This is a genomic window from Nonlabens sp. YIK11, from assembly GCF_001413925.1.
Taxonomy (GTDB): domain Bacteria; phylum Bacteroidota; class Bacteroidia; order Flavobacteriales; family Flavobacteriaceae; genus Nonlabens.
The window spans coordinates 515,138-533,590 of the sequence record NZ_LBMJ01000001.1 but is presented as its reverse complement, the minus strand read 5'-3'; the positions used below and the strand labels follow the sequence as shown (position 1 = coordinate 533,590).

18 protein-coding genes are annotated in these 18,453 nt (G+C 42.1%); 6 read left to right on the top strand and 12 right to left on the bottom strand.

From position 1 onward, the window contains the following. Nucleotides 1-16 precede the first annotated feature (16 nt). The 7 genes from atpB to AAU57_RS02405 all read right to left on the bottom strand — a co-directional run bounded on the left by atpB (nt 17) and on the right by AAU57_RS02405 (nt 7,857). Nucleotides 17-1,219, bottom strand: a complete 1,203-nt coding sequence (atpB, locus tag AAU57_RS02440; RefSeq protein WP_082438514.1) for a F0F1 ATP synthase subunit A — start codon at nt 1,217-1,219, stop codon at nt 17-19. 134 nt (nt 1,220-1,353) lie between these two features. Continuing rightward, nucleotides 1,354-1,719 carry a hypothetical protein gene (locus AAU57_RS02435; protein ID WP_055411411.1) on the bottom strand — a complete coding sequence of 122 codons (366 nt, stop codon included), beginning with the start codon at nt 1,717-1,719 and terminating at the stop codon, nt 1,354-1,356. 215 nt (nt 1,720-1,934) lie between these two features. Continuing rightward, nucleotides 1,935-2,324, bottom strand: a complete 390-nt coding sequence (locus AAU57_RS02430; RefSeq protein ID WP_055411410.1) for a polymer-forming cytoskeletal protein — start codon at nt 2,322-2,324, stop codon at nt 1,935-1,937. Between the two features lie 11 nt (nt 2,325-2,335). After that, nucleotides 2,336-4,957: a tetratricopeptide repeat protein gene (locus AAU57_RS02425; RefSeq protein WP_055411409.1), complete on the bottom strand. Its 2,622-nt coding sequence runs from the start codon at nt 4,955-4,957 to the stop codon at nt 2,336-2,338. 343 nt (nt 4,958-5,300) lie between these two features. Further along, nucleotides 5,301-5,534 carry a hypothetical protein gene (locus tag AAU57_RS02415; RefSeq protein ID WP_055411407.1) on the bottom strand — a complete coding sequence of 78 codons (234 nt, stop codon included), beginning with the start codon at nt 5,532-5,534 and terminating at the stop codon, nt 5,301-5,303. A gap of 2 nt (nt 5,535-5,536) precedes the next feature. Further along, nucleotides 5,537-6,298, bottom strand: a complete 762-nt coding sequence (locus AAU57_RS02410; protein ID WP_055411406.1) for an ABC transporter ATP-binding protein — start codon at nt 6,296-6,298, stop codon at nt 5,537-5,539. Between the two features lie 80 nt (nt 6,299-6,378). Beyond that, nucleotides 6,379-7,857 (bottom strand): DUF5687 family protein, encoded by a 1,479-nt coding sequence (locus AAU57_RS02405; RefSeq protein ID WP_055411405.1) that lies wholly within the window; start codon nt 7,855-7,857, stop codon nt 6,379-6,381. Between the two features lie 95 nt (nt 7,858-7,952). On the opposite strand from AAU57_RS02405, the gene AAU57_RS02400 reads away from it, so the two are divergent. From AAU57_RS02400 to AAU57_RS02380, 5 genes are all read left to right on the top strand, one after another. Next, complete coding sequence (locus AAU57_RS02400; RefSeq protein WP_055411404.1) at nt 7,953-8,993, top strand: ferredoxin--NADP reductase; 1,041 nt, start codon at nt 7,953-7,955, stop codon at nt 8,991-8,993. 178 nt (nt 8,994-9,171) lie between these two features. Further along, nucleotides 9,172-9,873: a CoA transferase subunit A gene (locus AAU57_RS02395; RefSeq protein WP_055411403.1), complete on the top strand. Its 702-nt coding sequence runs from the start codon at nt 9,172-9,174 to the stop codon at nt 9,871-9,873. Between the two features lie 66 nt (nt 9,874-9,939). After that, complete coding sequence (locus AAU57_RS02390) at nt 9,940-10,593, top strand: 3-oxoacid CoA-transferase subunit B (RefSeq protein WP_055411402.1); 654 nt, start codon at nt 9,940-9,942, stop codon at nt 10,591-10,593. Next, nucleotides 10,593-11,231, top strand: a complete 639-nt coding sequence (locus tag AAU57_RS02385; RefSeq protein ID WP_055411401.1) for a peptidoglycan DD-metalloendopeptidase family protein — start codon at nt 10,593-10,595, stop codon at nt 11,229-11,231. Before AAU57_RS02390 ends, AAU57_RS02385 begins: the two co-directional genes overlap by 1 nt. Further along, nucleotides 11,231-12,325 (top strand): DNA-processing protein DprA, encoded by a 1,095-nt coding sequence (locus AAU57_RS02380; protein WP_055411400.1) that lies wholly within the window; start codon nt 11,231-11,233, stop codon nt 12,323-12,325. The genes AAU57_RS02385 and AAU57_RS02380 overlap by 1 nt, the downstream gene beginning before the upstream one ends. A gap of 150 nt (nt 12,326-12,475) precedes the next feature. Here AAU57_RS02380 and AAU57_RS02375 read toward each other — a convergent pair whose 3' ends face one another. After that, on the bottom strand, nt 12,476-13,486 hold the full coding sequence (locus AAU57_RS02375) for a hypothetical protein (protein WP_055411399.1): 1,011 nt from the start codon (nt 13,484-13,486) through the stop codon (nt 12,476-12,478). A 431-nt stretch (nt 13,487-13,917) separates the two neighbouring features. Beyond that, a complete protein-coding gene (gene trpS / locus AAU57_RS02370; protein ID WP_055411398.1) occupies nt 13,918-14,886 on the bottom strand; it encodes a tryptophan--tRNA ligase in 969 nt (322 codons plus the stop codon). 101 nt (nt 14,887-14,987) lie between these two features. On the opposite strand from trpS, the gene AAU57_RS02365 reads away from it, so the two are divergent. Further along, a complete protein-coding gene (locus AAU57_RS02365; protein WP_055411397.1) occupies nt 14,988-15,734 on the top strand; it encodes a lysophospholipid acyltransferase family protein in 747 nt (248 codons plus the stop codon). A 154-nt stretch (nt 15,735-15,888) separates the two neighbouring features. Here the strand turns inward: AAU57_RS02365 and AAU57_RS02360 are convergent, their stop codons facing one another. Genes AAU57_RS02360 through AAU57_RS02350 form a run of 3 tightly spaced genes read right to left on the bottom strand, consistent with a single transcriptional unit; the run spans nt 15,889 to nt 18,356 of the window. Further along, nucleotides 15,889-17,376, bottom strand: coding sequence for an outer membrane beta-barrel protein (locus AAU57_RS02360; RefSeq protein ID WP_055411396.1), 1,488 nt, complete (start codon nt 17,374-17,376; stop codon nt 15,889-15,891). Nucleotides 17,377-17,380: 4 nt separating this feature from the next. Continuing rightward, nucleotides 17,381-17,926 (bottom strand): RNA polymerase sigma factor, encoded by a 546-nt coding sequence (locus AAU57_RS02355; RefSeq protein ID WP_055411395.1) that lies wholly within the window; start codon nt 17,924-17,926, stop codon nt 17,381-17,383. 13 nt (nt 17,927-17,939) lie between these two features. Further along, the gene (locus tag AAU57_RS02350) at nt 17,940-18,356 is read right to left on the bottom strand and encodes a hypothetical protein (RefSeq protein ID WP_055411394.1); all 417 of its coding nucleotides are present in this window, start codon (nt 18,354-18,356) and stop codon (nt 17,940-17,942) included. Nucleotides 18,357-18,453: the final 97 nt, after the last annotated feature.

Sequence of the window (18,453 nt, the reverse complement as noted above, 5' to 3'; positions counted from 1 at the left end):
TTAATAAAAAACTCTACTAGATAAAACGTTCTCTTACTTCATCAATATCATCCTCTGGTGTGTGTGCATGTTCTGCATGATCATGCTCTGCAACAGCCATTCCTATAAATAAGGCAGACAACATCGTGAATATAAAGGCTTGTAGAAAAGCAACCAGCAATTCTATAACCATGATAAATAAGGCTAAAAACAAGGATACTCCAGTAGAACCTATAGGTCCAAACTGTGCTTTAAGTGTAATCATCAAAGCAATAAGACTCATCAATACAAAGTGACCTGCTGTAATGTTTGCAAACAGACGCATCAAGAGTGAGAAAGGCTTGATCAACAAGAAACCTACTAATTCAATAACAGCAAGAATAGGCTTGAAAATCACGGGAATACCTGGCATCCACAACATGTGCATCCAGAAGTCTTTGTTACCACTTACTAGATAGATCACTAAAGTAAATATCGCTAGACATGCGGTCACAGCCAGTTGACCAGTAATATTGAATCCAAAAGGCGTCAATCCTAAAAGGTTGGCAATCCAGATAAGGAAGAATACGGTAAGTAGATATGGCATAAACTTCTTATGCTTCTGCTCACCTATGTTAGGTCTAGCAATCTCGTCTCTTATGTAGATAACCAATGGCTCCAACACACGGCTAAATCCAGTTGGGATACTCTTTTTCTTGTATTGTTTTGCAAGTCTACCAAAGAAAATCACCAACAGTAAACCTATGAACAAGGTTCCAAAAACCGATTTGGTAATAGAAAAGTCCAGTACTTTGTGTGCGTTCGTTGGGTGGTGCTCTTCATCAAAACTCAAGGCGTTTGCTCCAGCATCCAGTTCGTAAATCTTGCTGTGTAGTTTTACCAATCTCGCGCCACCAGACTCAACAATCACCTCACCAGCATCGTCGTGGTGAAATTTAGAGGACATAAAAACCTGAAGACCTTCCGTAGTCCAAACCATTACTGGTAACGGGAAACCTACGTGTTTTCTCTCGCCATCATCACTGGTATAAGAAAAGACATGAAAATCATGCGCATCTTTTAGGTGATGCTGGATGTACTCATTAATTTCTTCAGACGTATTGATGCGGCCGCCATCGTTATCCATGACTTCTTCATGCGCAGGACCGTGTTCGGTTTCTGAAACTTCTTGAGCATTCACGCCCATGGAAGTGAAAAATACCAAGGATAGCAATGCTGTTATAACGTACACTTTTGACATGTGAAACACCTTAAAAAGTTGGGTCTTTTAATTCGGGTGCAAATGTATGACAAAAAACAATCTTAAAATAGTCCTTTTATTTAGATTAATTTCTTGAAACTGTTGTGGGTTCGCTTTCGCGAAAGCGAACTCAATCAATTATCATTGAGCCATTTGATGACGATCACTACTTCAATGAACAGGAATATGAAATAAGGCACCAGAAACCCCAAAACCTCCATCAAATTCAATCCAGAGTTTTTCACGATCAATTCTGGAAAACAAACGATCGCCAAACCACATTTCACAAAGATTGCGGCCATGAATGCATACCCTAATTTCTCTGGAACATAAAAGTGTACAAAGCGCAGCGCACTTACCGTAACAAACGTTGCGGTCCCTAGAAAGATGTACGTTCTCGCAAGTGGGATTGCGGGATCGACAATCCACCAGCTATGCAAGAAATAAGCAGCGACCGTTAAAAAGGCGACGATGAGAAAAGTCTTGAGGTAGAATTTCAAAATAAGCAGACTGGTTTTAAATAGCTATGATGTGTAGCCATTGTGAATGTTGATATGTTTTAATGGAATGAACACGACATATATAGAAAGGCTGACACCTGATAATACGCCTTTAATGGTAAAGATTTTATTAGAGCCATAAGCATTACAACCTTGCCAGAACAGCTATGATCACCTGGATCTGGATTGCAATCCCTAAAAAGACCTGATAAGTCCTAAGCAGATTTTCCCTGCTGGCCATTTGCAATGGACTTCACACCACTATCCATGGAACAGGATGCGTTAAAGGTCGCGCCAGGTTCTACAGATAATTTGCCGGTGCTTACATCGCCTTCAATATGTGCCGTGGATTTTAAAGACAACAGACTACTTACTTTAAGGTTACCAGAAAAGGCACCTTCAATATCTGCATTGGAACATTCAAGCGTGCCGTCAATTTTCCCATCTTTCCCAATCACCACTTTTGCAGGCGTGGTTAACGTACCTATGATCTCACCATCGATTCTAAAACCGGCCTCGCTATTGATATCACCTTTAATGACGGTTCCTTTGGCAATTCTGTTTTGAGAGTTGCCCATTAGCTCTGTTGCTTTGTTTGATTTCATATGGGGAATGGTTATGGGATCTGTATCATGTAATCGTTAAGGCTTTTGTAAACCTGTACGATCTTGTAGTTTTCTGACGATATGGCCACCGGCATGGAAGGCAGCTCGACGCCTTTCACATTTTCATCCAGATAGGTGGCCACTTGTGCAGCTCTATCTTTGGTTTTCATACCATGAATGACGAGCAGTGACTGTTGCGGTGTGTAAACATCGATGGAATAGGTGATGTCGCTACCTAATGCTTTCGCTGGTTGTTCCAGATTGAGTTTTAAATCGTTGATAAGCTGCTCATTTGCGGCATCGACGGTATAGACCAGCTTGAAGTTATTGCTGTTATCCTCTGGTGCAAACTCACTTGGGATCACTAGTTTTTCTGCATCTGCCGCTAGAACTGCGGCTTCCTTACCTACTTCTGTACTGGGATAGTTCAACGCAATAAAATCAAGACCTTCTTTATAGGCCTTGAATCCATACAGTCTACCCGATGCATAGGTCTTTAAAAGTTCCAACTTTGGAATGATGGGATCGCCCGCAAAACGGATGATTTGATTGTTTGCCTGTTCAATAACAGCAGCATAGTTTTCTTGCTCGTACTGTTTGAAGATACGGTTATAGACACCTTCGGCAGTTTCACTGGTGTCTAGTTTGCCGTCAGGATTTTGCAGGATTTGTGCGTATCTGGTTTCAGGATATTGGGATATGATGGTGGATTTGTATTGTTCCGCTTTCGCGAAAGCGATATCATTACCGTCATTTGAACCGTCACGACCCATTAAGTATAGATTGTACAAGGTAGGAAGCAGTAACTTTTCTTCTGGCTCAAAGGTCAAAAGCGTTTCAAACCTATCGATCGCAAGGTCATTGCGCTTGAATTTTTCCTTATATAAAACACCCAGCTGATAGTAGGCAAAATCGCGAGCTCCCGCAATGCTATCAAATGCCACCTGACCTTGTGGTAAGCGGTCAATGTAATAGGCGGCTTGATATTCTGGAGCTAGATCGCCGTTTTCTATGGCGGTGACACTACCGTCTGTCGCCTCATCGATCAAGTTGCTATTCACGCTCGCTAGATTCCAATTATCCTTGAGGGCACGATTTCCCCAAATAGCCCTAAACTGCAACTTGCCTCTTGCCACCGTTGCCGGTATATAAAAATAGAAACCACTGTTGGTGCTTGTTGGACCTGAATCATTTATGGTAGCACCACTAGGCGGCCCTAATCTATTATTAACGGAATTATTGGTCTGTATTGTCGCAAGGGCTGTTTTTTGCTGGGCAAGATTTGCCTCTTCTATAGCTGCCTGTTCGGCTAGTTGTGCCTCGCGCTCTTTTAGTTCTTCTATGTAGTTGTTGTAATACTCTACTCGTTCACCATCGCTCATGGCAACGATACTCAATAGACTGTCAGCACTGCGGCGATTGCTCTCGTAAAGAATAATGTCTGCCAGATTTTCTCTCTTCTTGATAACCGCACGCTGTTCTCTGGATTTATCTTCATATCTGGTTGATGCGCTATCAAAATATTTTCCAGCTGTTTCAAAACGGGCATCGTCAAAACTAATGCGGCCCAAAGCATCATAGGTGTTTCCCTGCAAATAGGGATCTCTATCGCCGGCTTTCAAGGACTTGTTGTAATAAGCCACGGCGCCGTCTACACTGTCTATAGTTTCCAGATATATGGCCTTGCGATAATTGATGATATCCAGCCACGGTCTATTTTCCCTGTTTTCTTCCAGCTCATTGAGCACTTCTAGAAACTCATCATCAGACTGTTCTACCGTATCTCTAAGTTTGATTTTCTCTATGAAGGCGTTGACGTAGTAGTTGCGAGGTATTTTCCTATGTAATTCAATGACCTCGTCAAAATGTGCAATGGCACTGTCTCTTTGACCTGCCTTTGCAAAAAGCTGTCCGGCAATGAATTTGTAACGGCCTTCAGTTGCTCGATCCTTTGTTTTTTGGGCAGCGCGATTCATATAAATAAGCGCACTGTCGACTTTATCCACATTAAGATAAGCCTGAGCCAAAGTAGCATTAGCAAGAATCAATTCTTCACGCTCAATCTCAAGGCTGTCTTCTTTGATAAGCTGCTGTAAATTCTCAATGGCAATCTCATTGTTCTCCAGGCGCATGTTGGTCTTCTCGCGCCAGATTTTTGCCATTCTAATCTCATCAGATTCTGGCATGAATTGCAATACATAATTGAAAGCCTCTAGCGATGGAATAAAGCGCTGGTCATAATAACGGGCTTTTCCAAGTAGCATGTAGGCCTCGTCGATTTGTGGATTCACTTCTTCACCATCGATAAGCATGCTGTGTTTTTGAACTGCCTTGACGGCCTTTTCTTCGGCTAGTGAAAAGTTGGGATCAGACTGGTCGTCTGCGCTAACTCTTATTTCGTCCTTGACTGTCAGGCGCTCTACGGGCAGGATATCCCAGTAGTTGTCCCTATAATTTGCCTCTATATTATCCAGTCCAGCCTGTAAGGCGAGATTTCCATTATAGAGTATATTATACTCTGTACCAACCGCATGCAGGTTGCGGCTAATAAAAGAATCATTCTTACGGCTACAACTGGCGAGAACCAGCAGCAGGCAAAAAATGATGGCAGTAAAAGCAAAAAGATTTTTCAAACGAGCTCTTTTTTCTAGCTATCATAACTGTTGTAGGGTTATGATATTGTGATATCGTTCAAAAATAAGGAATTAAGTAAAGAGCAAACAATGGTAATGCAGGGCTTATGTGATCTTAATAATCTTCTTAAAAAAGATACTTTTCAATCCATACTGATTTCCAGATTGGCTTTTTATGATATGAGGCCTAGGAGTCAACAGCATCACCACAGCAACAGGGAAGAGGATTCTGAAATAGGTTGACGTATTAAAATACTGTAACGCGACCAAGCTTAACGTCAAAAGGGAAAATGCGATCAGAAAATAAATAAAGAAGGTCTTGAATTTTGCATTCATTACATTTCTATTTGATGTGAATGATCCTCTTAAAGAAAATACTCTTCAAACCATATTGCCGTCCAGATTGGGTTTCTTCAATGTGTGGCTTGGGCGCCAGCACCATTCCTACACCTAGCGGAATAAAAGTGAGCCACATACTAGGTTCTGGATAAAACTGTACCAGAATAAACCGCGTAATAAGAAACACGAGCATGAAGCTAATGCCGTAGATAAGGAACACTTTAATTTTAGGTGACATGTCTATTCTTCTTCTTCAAGGTTAGTGGTGATGGTAGTATCCTCCACAGGGACAGCGTGTAATTCACTAATTCCCATGAAATACTTTTCCAGCTGGCCAAAGGTAGCTGCATCCTTCACTTGATCCATCACGACTTTACCCTTTTCTAACAGTACAACGCGTTGCGCCACCTCAGTCACGTGAATCAAATCATGGCTTGAGATAAGCATGGTGACATTAGGGTCGTTAGACAGATCCTTTATGATCGCTTTAAGCCTTATCTGTGTTGATGGGTCCAGATTGGCAAACGGCTCATCTAGAATGATCACTTCAGGATTGCCTATAAGAGCAGCGATAATCCCAACTTTTTTCTGGTTACCCTTAGAAAGGTCACGCAGGTATTTTTTTTGGCCTATCGCCTCACCGTTGAAAAAATCGGCGTGCTTTTCCATAAGAGCATCGATATCTGCTTTGTTTTGTCCGCGCAGCTCGCCTATGAAATAGAAATATTCTTCTGGCGTCAAGTAGCCTATCAAGAAACTCTCATCAACAAAAGCGCTAGTGAAAGGCTTCCATCCTTCGCTTTCATTGACCTGAATATCATTGGACATGATATGTCCCGTGGTAGGTTCTATCAAGTCCAGCAATAGGGAAAACAACGTGGTCTTACCAGCACCGTTATTTCCTACCAGCCCGACGGACTGTCCTCTAGGAATTTGTAGGCTTTCGATATCAAGAACGGTGGTGTCGTTATATTTTTTGGAAAGGTTCTGTATGTGGATCATTTCAAATGTTTTAGTGTTGGTTAAGAGTTTTGGTAGGATTTCGCTTTCGCGAAAGCGAAATAGTTCAAGCCATTTTCACATCAATCCTTTTGCGCATAGGCAGCAATCGTATCGTATTTCTCGTTCTTATAAACATTCTCTACAATAGTCAAGATCTTATCTCGGAAAAGCAATCCCAGCAGCCCAGTTGCCGCAATGGCAATAAATCCAGCCTCGCTACTGATGGTCAGAGAAAATGCATAGTATATAATCACGGGCAAGATCATTTTAGGAATGGTAAGCAAAAGCGTTTTGACATTGAAGGCCTTACTGTCGCCAAAGGCTTTCTTGTTGCTCGTCAAATCAATGGGCGTTTTTACATATGCACCACCCAGCAGTGTGATGGATGCGTTGAGTCCAATGTTGTAAACGGCGCCGGCAAGAATGGCATAAAGCCACTCGAGCCCAAAATAAACATAGAAGCAACTAAGCAAGGTGCTAAAGCCAGTCACAACCACCATGAGCCACCATTTGCTCAGCAAAAACTCACGATAGGGAATATTTTGCGCCATCATCAATTTATAGTAGCTGCTATCCCATGACGGCACCAACCCACCAAAACTGAACAGGAAACCACCGGTACAAAACAAGGCCGCAAAAACCTTCATCCATTCGCCTTGACCTACAGCAATAAAATAAAGGCCATAGAACATAAATAGGAATCCCATGATAAAAGTGGTCCTAGCTCGTTTGTTGCGGCGTATGAGCTTCACATCATTCTTAAGGTAAGTTGACATTTTCCCGAACCGATTGAGAAAATCCAGATTTTCTGTGGTAGCGGTTTCATGTTTGGTTTTAAGTCCGGCATCCAGATACAGCTGTTTTTTAAAGTAGACATAGGCATATTGACCACTAAAAACGGCCAGCGCCAGCGGCAAGACAAAACTCCATGGCTGACTGTAGAAAAAGTCAAACATAGGTTGTGTGTAACTGGTGATATCAAAGTAGCCGTAGTATTGTATCGTGGCAAGACCCGCTATAAGGATCACTACTGGATAGAATACCTTATCTAGATTATTGAGAAAAATATTCAAGAAATTGAGCAGTAATGTGATGGACAACATCGCAAGATGCCAGCCTATCACGCCTAAAGGGTCATAGCCTTCTATTAATAGGACAATGGAAAATGGTATAAAAAAGAATGCTGGTAGAATATTAAAAAATGAGATCACCGTTTTTCCCATGGCGTATTGAACAATCTTTCCTTTAGTAAAAGGTAAATAGAGAAGTGGCTTGATATTAGCCACCGGCATTTTTTGGAAGAAATATCTAAATATGAGATCCACCGCAAACCAGTAGATCAAAAATTGATTAATTACCGCTAAAGGATCAGATGCCAGGATGTTGCCGTCCTCAATAAAATTTTCCAGGATATAGAAGCTTCCAGCGCCCAAAGCGGCAAATTCCAGCAAAAAGAGAACAGCAAAAAAACCGATAAATATCTTGAAGAAAAGATTTTGCTTGAAGGCAGCAGATCTAAAGAAACTTTTCCATTCTAGACTAGCAAAGAGTTTGAACATGGTAGTAAGGTTAGTTGCTGGATTAGTGAAGATAAAATTAAAAATGTTACAACTCTTTCTCTGTTTCTTACTTTTGCAGCCCAATTAATCGACACATGGTTTTTCACGAATTACGCATTGAACAAGTCACTAAGGTTACTTCTAGAGCCGTTGAAATTATTTTTGAAATCCCTGGCAGTCTCCAGGAAGAATTCCAATATCAGGCAGGTCAGTATTTGACGCTTAAAGCCACGATTGATGGCAATGAGGTGCGTCGCGCCTACTCCATAAGCAGTGCTCCAGACGACGACCAATTAAAGGTGGTGGTCAAGACGGTAGATTTGGGTGTTTTCTCAAATTACGCCATGAAACTGCGTGCTGGCGATACCTTAGAAGTAGCGCCGCCAGATGGGTTGTTCATTCATGAGAAGCAGGAAAAGGGAATCTTTTTGATGGTTGCTGCCGGTAGCGGCATTACACCTATCATGTCTATATTGAAGACCGCACTCGCTGGCGATGCTGACAATAAAGTGGCATTGATTTATGGGAATCAATCAGAAAGTCAGGCCATTTATCTGGAACAGCTCAATGACCTTAAAGATCAGTACGGCGAGCGATTTACGTTGAAATACTGTTTCAGTCGTGAGGAGCGTCAGGATGCCTTGTTTGGTAGAATAACTAAAGGCAACTTGAACTATTTCCTGAAGAATGATTGTGAAGGGTTCGCTTTCGCGAAAGCGTACTTATGCGGCCCTGAAGAGATGATCCAAATGACCCAACTCAACCTCATAGAAAAGGGATTGCTCGCTGAGGAGAACATCAAATTTGAACTATTCACATCAACCGAAAGTGATGTGGAAATTACCGAGGACAGTCACCTATCTGAAATTACCGTCATCCTGGATGACGAGACGCATACGTTTACCATGCGACGCGATGAGGTCATGCTGGACGTGATGCTAAAAAATGATATTGATGCACCATACTCGTGTCAAGGTGGTATCTGTTCCAGCTGTATAGCTCTCATTGAAGAAGGAGACGTCAAAATGCGCAAGAACTCCATTTTGACAGATGAGGAAATCAGCGATGGCTTTACGCTCACTTGTCAGGCTTGTCCTACCAGCGCAAAAGTCAATGTAAACTTTGACGAGGTTTAAGTAAAAAGCCTTGCTTGATCATCTTTGGCTGGCCCTCAAAGGGTTAGTTAGTGAATCACTGTGCCTTATTTTCAATAAGTGTAAGACTTCATGTGTAATGCGTGGCTTTTTCACGCTTTGGACCACCGTTCACTAAAACTCTCAAGTATTTCGTATTTTCATAGCAAAGAAAATTTGCATGATTTATAGAACAGTAGCAAGTGTGAAAGAAGCACTAGCTGGCGTAAAGAGTGGTATGACATTGATGGTTGGTGGATTTGGTTTATCAGGAATTCCAGAGAACAGCATTGCTCAATTAGTGGAGTTGGGAGTCAGTGATCTGACCTGCATTTCCAACAATGCTGGAGTCGATGATTTTGGACTAGGGTTGTTATTGCAGGGCAAACAAATCAAGAAAATGATCTCGTCTTACGTGGGCGAGAACGACGAGTTTGAGCGCCAGATGCTTAGCGGTGAACTGGAAGTAGAATTGATCCCACAAGGAACGCTGGCCGAGCGTTGCCGCGCCGCACAATCAGGAATTCCTGCCTTCTACACACCAGCAGGCTACAGAACAGAAGTAGCCGAAGGAAAAGAAGAGCGAGTCTTTAATAACAAACCTCATATTCTAGAGTACGCTTTTAAGGCAGATTTTGCTTTTGTCAAAGCATGGAAAGGAGACACCGCAGGAAACCTAATTTTTAAAGGAACCGCTAGAAACTTCAATCCAGTCATGTGTGGCGCTGCCAGCATTACCGTGGCTGAGGTAGAAGAACTAGTTCCCGCAGGTGCGCTTGATCCCAACCAGATCCACATTCCCGGAATTTTTGTCAAACGCATTTTTCAAGGTGAGAAGTATGAAAAGCGTATTGAACAGAGAACGGTTAGAAGCAAAAATTAAATATCAGATCTATCTGTCTTCCCTTTATTATAGAAAGAGCAGTATAGAACAGTTTAAAAAAAAATCATGTTAGATAAAATAGGCATCGCAAAAAGAATCGCGCAAGAAGTGAAAGACGGTTACTACGTCAATCTAGGTATTGGTATACCAACTCTAGTGGCAAACTATGTTCCAGAAGGTATCGATGTAGAGTTCCAGTCAGAAAACGGCGTGTTGGGAATGGGACCTTTTCCCTTTGAAGGTGAGGAAGATGCAGATGTCATCAACGCAGGAAAGCAAACCATCACCACATTGCCAGGCGCAAGTTTCTTTGATAGCGCAACCAGTTTTGGGATGATACGTGGTCAGCATGTTGACCTCACCATTTTGGGCGCCATGGAGGTAGCCGAAAATGGTGATATCGCCAATTGGAAAATCCCAGGTAAAATTGTCAAGGGAATGGGCGGCGCCATGGATCTTGTCGCCAGCGCAGAAAATATCATTGTTGCCATGATGCATACCAATCGCGCCGGCGAGTCAAAGCTGCTTAAAAAATGCAGTTTACCGCTTACAGGTGTCAATTGCATCACTAAAGTTGTTTCTAACATGGCCGTCATTGAAATAACAGACCAAGGTTTCAAACTGCTAGAAAGAGCACCTGGCGTCACCGTTCAGGAGATTCAAGCAGCTACCGAAGGTACACTTATCGTAGAAGGCGACATCCCAGAAATGGTCATCTAATGGCATTCAAAAACCTTCTCGATCCACGATATGCATCTCAGGACTATTTCCCTATGGATCTCTCCATCCACAATCCGTATTGGGATGAAAATGATGTGAGTGATATTGCCGTGATGGAAAAATATCTTAAGGATCATCGCCATCAAACAGGCAGATTTGTTGCCCACGGCGGCTACAAAGAACAGCGAGCGTTGTATCGCAAATCTGCGAGATTTCAGGATGGAGCGGTGCGCGACGTCCATATGGGAATTGACCTATGGGCGCCAGCTGGCACCAGTGTTCACGCGATTATGGATGGAAAAATTCATTCTTTTTCAGACAATGACGACGCTGGGAATTATGGACCAACACTAATTTTAGAGCACGATTACAATGATGGCAAGTTGTACAGCCTTTATGGCCACCTTTCTAGATCTGATATGCAAGCGTGGGAAATTGGAGTTCGCTTTCGCGAAAGCGAACAAATTGCAACTCTAGGCACACCACAAGAAAACGGTGGTTACTCGCCACATCTACATTTTCAATTGATGACTACCATGCAGGAGTATCGTGGTGATTTTCCTGGAGTCCTTGCCGAAGGTGATCTCAAGGCTTTTGAAACCATCATTTTGAACCCCAATCCTTTTATTTTTGGGTAATGGATAAACAAGAGCTGCTCTCACTTCTTGCCTTAAAAAAGGCACCGCTTATAGGCGATATCATGGCCAAAAAGTTGATCAGGACTTTTGGCAGTGCAGCAGCAGTCTTTGAACAACCTTATCGCGAAATTGCAGCCATTGAAGGCATAGGTGAGAAGAAAGCCCAATTCATTAAGGCAAAAGACCTTTTCCAAAAGGCCGAAAACGAGCTCAAGTTTATTGAAGAAAACAAGCTCAAGTATAGGGTTTACTATAATGATGACTATCCAGAGCGATTGCAGTATTGCGTTGATGGACCTATCATCTTCTTCGAAAACGGAAACATCAACTGGAACAATCCATACACCTTAAGTATTGTTGGCACACGCCAGATTACCAGTCAAGGCAGCGCTTTTTTGGAAAAATTCATGGCAGATATTGCTCTGCTCAATCCTACCATTATTAGCGGTTATGCGTATGGTGTGGATATACTGGCACACAAACTTTCTATCGAGCATGGCCTGCAAACTGTAGCAGTCATGGCGCATGGGCTGAATCAGACCTATCCTCGCAACCACGCCGCACATAATAATGACGTCAAGAAAAACGGCGGTTTTGTTACTGATTTTTGGAGCACAGACACCTTTGATCGTAAAAACTTTTTGGGTCGCAATCGTGTTATTGCTGGATTGAGTGAAGCGACTGTGGTCATTGAAAGTGCAGAAAAAGGAGGCTCTCTGGTCACTGCAGACCTGGCCAGTGGATACAATCGAGAGGTTTTTGCTGTTCCAGGTCGAGTGAATGATAAATATGCCTCAGGTTGTAATAGTCTGATCAAACAAAGCAAGGCACATTTACTTACCACCGCAGCAGATATTCCATATATACTAGGCTGGCAACAAAATGAAGTGGCCGTTCAAAAGCAATTATTTGTGGAGCTGGACAAAGATGAAAGAGCCATCTATACCGTACTCAAAGAACAAGAAAAGGAATTGCTGGATATTATTGCGCTACAGGTGCACATGCCGGTTCACAAAGTAGCCTCTTTGCTGATGTCCATGGAGCTTAAAGGTGTGGTGAAGCCATTGCCGGGCAAACTGTTTATGTTGACCTGAAATATTTAATAGGTAATTAGAATGGATAATGTCGCTTTCGCGAAAGCGTAACAATCCTCAATACTATGGAACAAAAAAAGAGACCCTAGATGGGTCTCTTCTCTTTTCTACAATCTACTCTACAAATTGCACTTGAAAAATCGTTGTATGTTATTCTACGTTAAGGTAGATGCTTGAGATTCCTGAAACGGACTGCTGCATCTTTGGTCTTGCGTTGCCTACGGTAGTGGTGTCAAAGGATAAAGCCATGCCACCGTTGGTGCTGCGCTCTGCCGCATAGAGTACCTTTCCTACATTGTCGTACTCAAGGTCTACCGGGTTGCCCAACATGGTCTCTGAACCGCTTACCGTGGTCACATCTGTGATGGTACCGTAAGCCTCAAGACCGCTGTAGATCACTGAGAAGTTCTTGATCGTGTGGATCGCTCCGTCGCTGTCGTTCAATGGGTTTCTGACATCGGCAAGGAATAGTTGGTCCTCTACCTCGTCATAGGTGATTCCTCTTAGGGACTGTGCACCTTCAATGGTGATCTGGTCGTCTGCGGTAAGCTCACCGCTGTTGTTGGAGAAGAAGTCGTTATAGACGGCTATTCTACCACTGTTGTCCACGGCTGCATAAAGAGTGTTCCCAGCAAGGAAGATTCCCCAGTGCTGGTTACCCGTCTCGTAGATGTTGACCAATCTTACAGAGTTGGGTGTCGACTCATATACATAGAACTTGTTGCTGTCGCGTGGTCCCACTGCATCTGCAGATACCACGATGCGGTTTCCAGAGATGGCAATATCTCTTGGGTTCTCCACCTGTACGTCAGATCTAAGAGATGGAGCGAGTGCCGATCCGGACTCGTTGTTGTTTAGGTTTTCAAAGACCAATACGTTACTCTCTGATCTTGATGCCTCAAAAAGACAGTCATTGAGTGGATCGTAGTGGATGCCGTTACCATCGGTACTGGCGCTCTGGAAAGACTTGTTGGTGATGTTGTTGGAATCGGTAAGGTCGAACATGTTGATCTTACCAGATGTGTTGCTGCCTGTAAACAAGGTCACTTTGGGACCGTTTACCGGTGCACTGGTATCGTCGATACCTTCAGAATCTGTGGAGCAGGAAACAAATGTCGCTGCGGTAAATAGGATAGCTGCTGTTAGGGTAAATTTTTTCATTTTGTAGAGGTTTTTGATTGTTATCGTTTTAATGATGGTTCAAATATGGGAGGTTTGAACACGATAAACAAACTGAAAACATCGATAAAATGCATTAAATACATCTAATAAATTGTATTACAGAACGTTATAATATCATCTTAAAAATATCTTAATATACTTTTAAACAGATAATCGTGTATTTGAACGAGATAAAAGGCAGGTGGTAAACTACCATCAGTGATTCTAACACCAAGAAATAGTAGAAACTTTAGGTGCGAAATAGGGTATCCGAATGTTGCTATGGAAAAACTAATGAGAAGTTTGCGCCGAGGATTTAGGTCAAACTATTATAAATTAAGAGCACACAAAAAGAATTGTCCACTTGAAAGGTAAATTCAGTAGACTTTTGCGTTCAAAACAATAAGAAGGAAGTTTTTTAAAGCTTCTAGTTAATAGCCCAGCTTTTCACGAACTCTAGAAAGGACGTCGTCTGCAACAAGTTTAGCTTTTGCCGCACCTTCTTTGAGAGCAGCATCTATTTCATGTTTATTGGACATATAGTGCTCAAAACGTTCCCGATTTTTTCCAAATTTGAACAAGATCAATTCAAACAGTGCTTTTTTAGCATGTCCATAACCGTAATTTCCAGCTTCATATTTTTCACGCATTTCTGCGGTTTGCTGGGCAGTAGCAATCAGTTTGTAAATCGCAAAAACGTTACAGGTGTCGGGATCTTTAGGCTCTTCCAGCGGCGTACTGTCCGTTTCTATGGACATGACTTGTTTTTTCAACTGCTTTTCCGGTAAAAAGATATTGATCAAATTACCACGGGATTTACTCATTTTCTCACCATCTGTTCCTGGAACATACATCGTATTTTCCTGGATTTTGGCTTGAGGCTCTATAAGCGTATCGCCCATTTGATTATTAAAACGTCCTGCCACATCACGTGCCATTTCAAGATGCTGCAGTTGGTCTTTTCCCACAGGCACAACTTGCGCGTCGTACAACAAGATGTCTGCTGCCATTAACATAGGATAGGTGAATAATCCGGCATTCACATCATTCAATCGGTCTGATTTATCCTTGAAACTGTGAGCCAGTGTCAACCGTTGATATGGATAAAAGCAATTGAGATACCAGTTAAGCTCTGTGACTTGCGGGACATCGCTTTGTCTATAAAAAGTAGTACGACTAGAATCCAGTCCACAAGCCATCCAGGCAGCAGCTGTTGCATACGTGTTTTCTCGTAAAGTTTCGCCATCCTTGATTTGCGTCAAGGAATGAAAATCTGCAATGAACAGGAAGGAATCATTATCAGGTTGTGAGGCCATTTCTATCGCTGGCAAGATGGCGCCCAATAAATTCCCTAAATGTGGTATTCCCGTAGATTGTATTCCCGTAAGTACTCTAGCCATTGGTATAATTTAGGGGACAAAGATAATTCCTTAGGAGCTTAAACCACAAGAAGCAGATCAAGGTGTTGTGGCCTGTTTTAATTCTGCTATTTTTGGAACTCATGAAATGGATACGATATATTGTAATGCCTATTTATAGGGTTTGGTTTTATGTGCTACTCGCCATTCCTATTTTGGTCATGTTTCCGTTTCTTGTGTTGGCGACAATTTCAGAGAAAACCTATGGTATCTTTTTCAAGATGGCTCAAGCCTGGGCAGCGTTTGTTATCTACGGGATGTTCTGGTGGCCACAGATATATAGAGATGCTCACATGCAGAAGGGACAAAGCTATATGCTGGTGGCCAACCATACGAGCATGGCAGACATCATGCTCATGCTACTGGTAGCAAAAAACCCGTTTGTTTTTGTAGGTAAAGCAGAGCTTTCCAAAATTCCCATTTTTGGTTTTTTCTATAAGCGCACGTGTATTCTTGTAGATCGCGGTGACCCGCAAAGCCGCAAGGCCGTTTTTGAAAGCGCCAGCCGCAGACTGGATGATGGTGTTGGAATATGTATTTTTCCTGAAGGTGGTGTACCATCAGACCGGTCGATACTGCTGGATAACTTCAAGGATGGTGCCTTTAGACTGGCCATAGAGCATCAAATTCCCGTGGTTCCCATGAGTTTTTATGACAATAAAAAACGTTTTCCGTTCTCCTTTTTTCATGGATCGCCGGGACGCATGCGTGCAAGAACCCATGAGATCCAACAAACTGCTGGCTTGCAGTTGCCTGGAGATAAAGTTCGCTTTCGCGAAAGCGTAAGAAATATCATCTATGAAGATCTTGTCAGGCAACAGAATTCCTAACCTATCCTTCATCACGACGCATAAAAAAACCGTCCTGCATAGCAAACAGGACGGTTCCACTCTTTTTCATTGCATTTAATTGAGTTCAATGATTAACCAACCTCAATCTCTTTTTCATATACCCACAAACGCCTGCAATGACAACAATTTGTGGTTAAAATCTATACATCAAACCGGTATATACACCAACGGTGTAAGGTCTGAAGTCACTTGTGTTTTCTTTTAACGAGTTCAACTGATATTTAAACGTAGGCTCTAGAGTTAGTCCGATATTTTTGGAAAACTGATAGTCCAGACCTATACCAAAATTGGCACTCTGGTTAAAGCTGTTGAAATTTTCATCACTGCCCAGATCCAACCTGCGGCTATCGTTTACAATACTTACATTATTATCAGTGAGAAACAGCGCGCTAAAACCACCCAAAACATTCACTCCCAATTTTTTGTCTACCAGCCTATATGTCACTTCAAAGGGCATTTCCAGATAACCCAATTGCTGACTCATCTCGCCCTTAAAATTGGACAGAATGCGGGCATTTCTCAATTCTTGATCAAAACTACTTGCACTCGAGAACATCGCCGGCGCTGGCGCGTTGACGGCGCTAGGATCAAAGATGGCCATGGCTTCTGCATTATTAAGAATTAGGGTATTTCCATTCAAACCATAATTGATATCCTGGTTGTTGTAGTTCATGTTGACTTGATGTAAGCCGGTACGAACACTCCAACGGGAATCGATCGCATAAGAGATGGCTACTCCGTAACTTATGTCGGTTTGGGTATTTTGATTTTCTCTAGAAACGCGATCACTAATAGATGAACCACTCAAGCTACTTGCATAAACAGGTGCGACAACGGTGGCAGCACTCCATTTTTTTCTAGGCATAGGTTCATCCTGGCGGGTCACAGCAGTTGCGGCAGCAATATCTTCCAGACTTTCTAATTCAGTTTCTTCCTTTTCTTGAATTTCATCGGCTTTAGTTTCTTGGTTCATCGCCATGGCATCTCCAACATTTTCATTTACCGAATTCTGGAATGGATCACTTGACGATTTTGAATCAGCAGCATTTTGTGGATCAACATCATTACCATTTGCCCTTGAATCCAATGGTTCTCTAGTTTGCTCGCTTTGAGCTATAAAATCTTTTTGCGCCTGACTAGTGACCTTATTCTGTGGCGTGGATTCTTTGGTTTTAAAAGAGGTACCATTTTTTGACTTACTACTACTGGGCATGGCGGCTGCAGCTTCACTAGAATTCTCTACAACACTTTCTTGAGACTGTTTGGTTTGATTTGGATTGGAATCAATGGAGTTAGACTGTTGATCTGTTATGTTAGCAGGTTGCTTTTCCTCATTAGCAATTCCCTGATGAAGTTCTGTTTCTTCAGAAGATGGTGCCTCTTCCACAACCATATTTTCAACAGGAGTAACATCGTCAGGATTCCACACAAATACAGATATAAGAACTGCTAGAACTGCAGCGACGCCGGCAAGTTTCCACCATAAAGGTAGCACCGCTGGTCGCTTTTTAGCTTGATCCAGTTTTGACTCAATGGCATCCCAAGATCCAGCTGGAGCAGCTGGTTTGAAATCCTGGAATTTCTCCTGGAACAATCGGTCTATGTTCTTTTCTTCTTCCATTGTATTATATGGCGTCGCTATTCATTTTTCTGCGCCACGCCTGTATCATTTGTTGTAAGCTAACCCTAGCTCTGGACAAATTGGACTTGGAGGTTCCTTCCCTTATATCCATTAACTCTGCAATTTCCTGATGACTAAATCCATCTAATGCATAAAGAGAAAAAACCATTCTATATCTATCAGGCAGCTGTTGTACCATCGCTAATAAGTCTTCCAGCCCTAATTGTTCCATGTATTCCACCACGGGTACTTCTTCCACTAATTGCTGCTCGTCTTCCAATAAGTATACTTTGGCGCCTCGATAGCGCTGCAAAGCAGTATTGATAGCAATTCGTTTACACCATCCTTCCAGAGATCCTTCATTCTTGAATTGCTGGATCTTTTCAAAAATGGTTATAAAGCTATCTTGTAATATATCTTGAGCTTCCTGCTCGTTAGAAGCATATTTTAAACAACATCCATATAGGGAAGCAGCATATTGATCGTAAAGCGCCCGCTGCGCCTTACGATCTCCTTTTCTACATCCCTCAAGAATTTGTTGTTGTACCACATTTAAAAATATCCTATTCCTGTACTTCTACTTCAATTTCTAAAAATTCTTTAACTCCATTTTCATCGATTCCAGTTAAGAACTTAAACACAATAGTGCCATTACTGGTGGGTCTGAATCTTAAAACTTGCTCTGTCGGGATGTCACCTTCAACGCAATTTTCTGAATCGATGTAGCTTGATATAACTGCAACCTCTCTTATATTCAAATCATAATTAACAGCAAACTGGTCAAACCGATAACAATCTGATGGATTGTTGTAACGAACAATGATCTCGTTTACCTCACCAAATACAAAGGGATCAGGAATTTCTACATCTGTAATAAAAAGAGTACTGTAAAATACTCTAGGCTGATCATCATCACCTATGTCGCAGGAGCTTATACCAAGGGCAATAAATGCCAGCAACGCAATAAATTTAATTTTCATAATCTTTTTCTTTACTTTCTAGATGCGATATCCTTGAAAAGGTTGCGTCCAAAACACAAAAAAATCGCTTTGAATTCATCAAAGCGATTTTTTATTA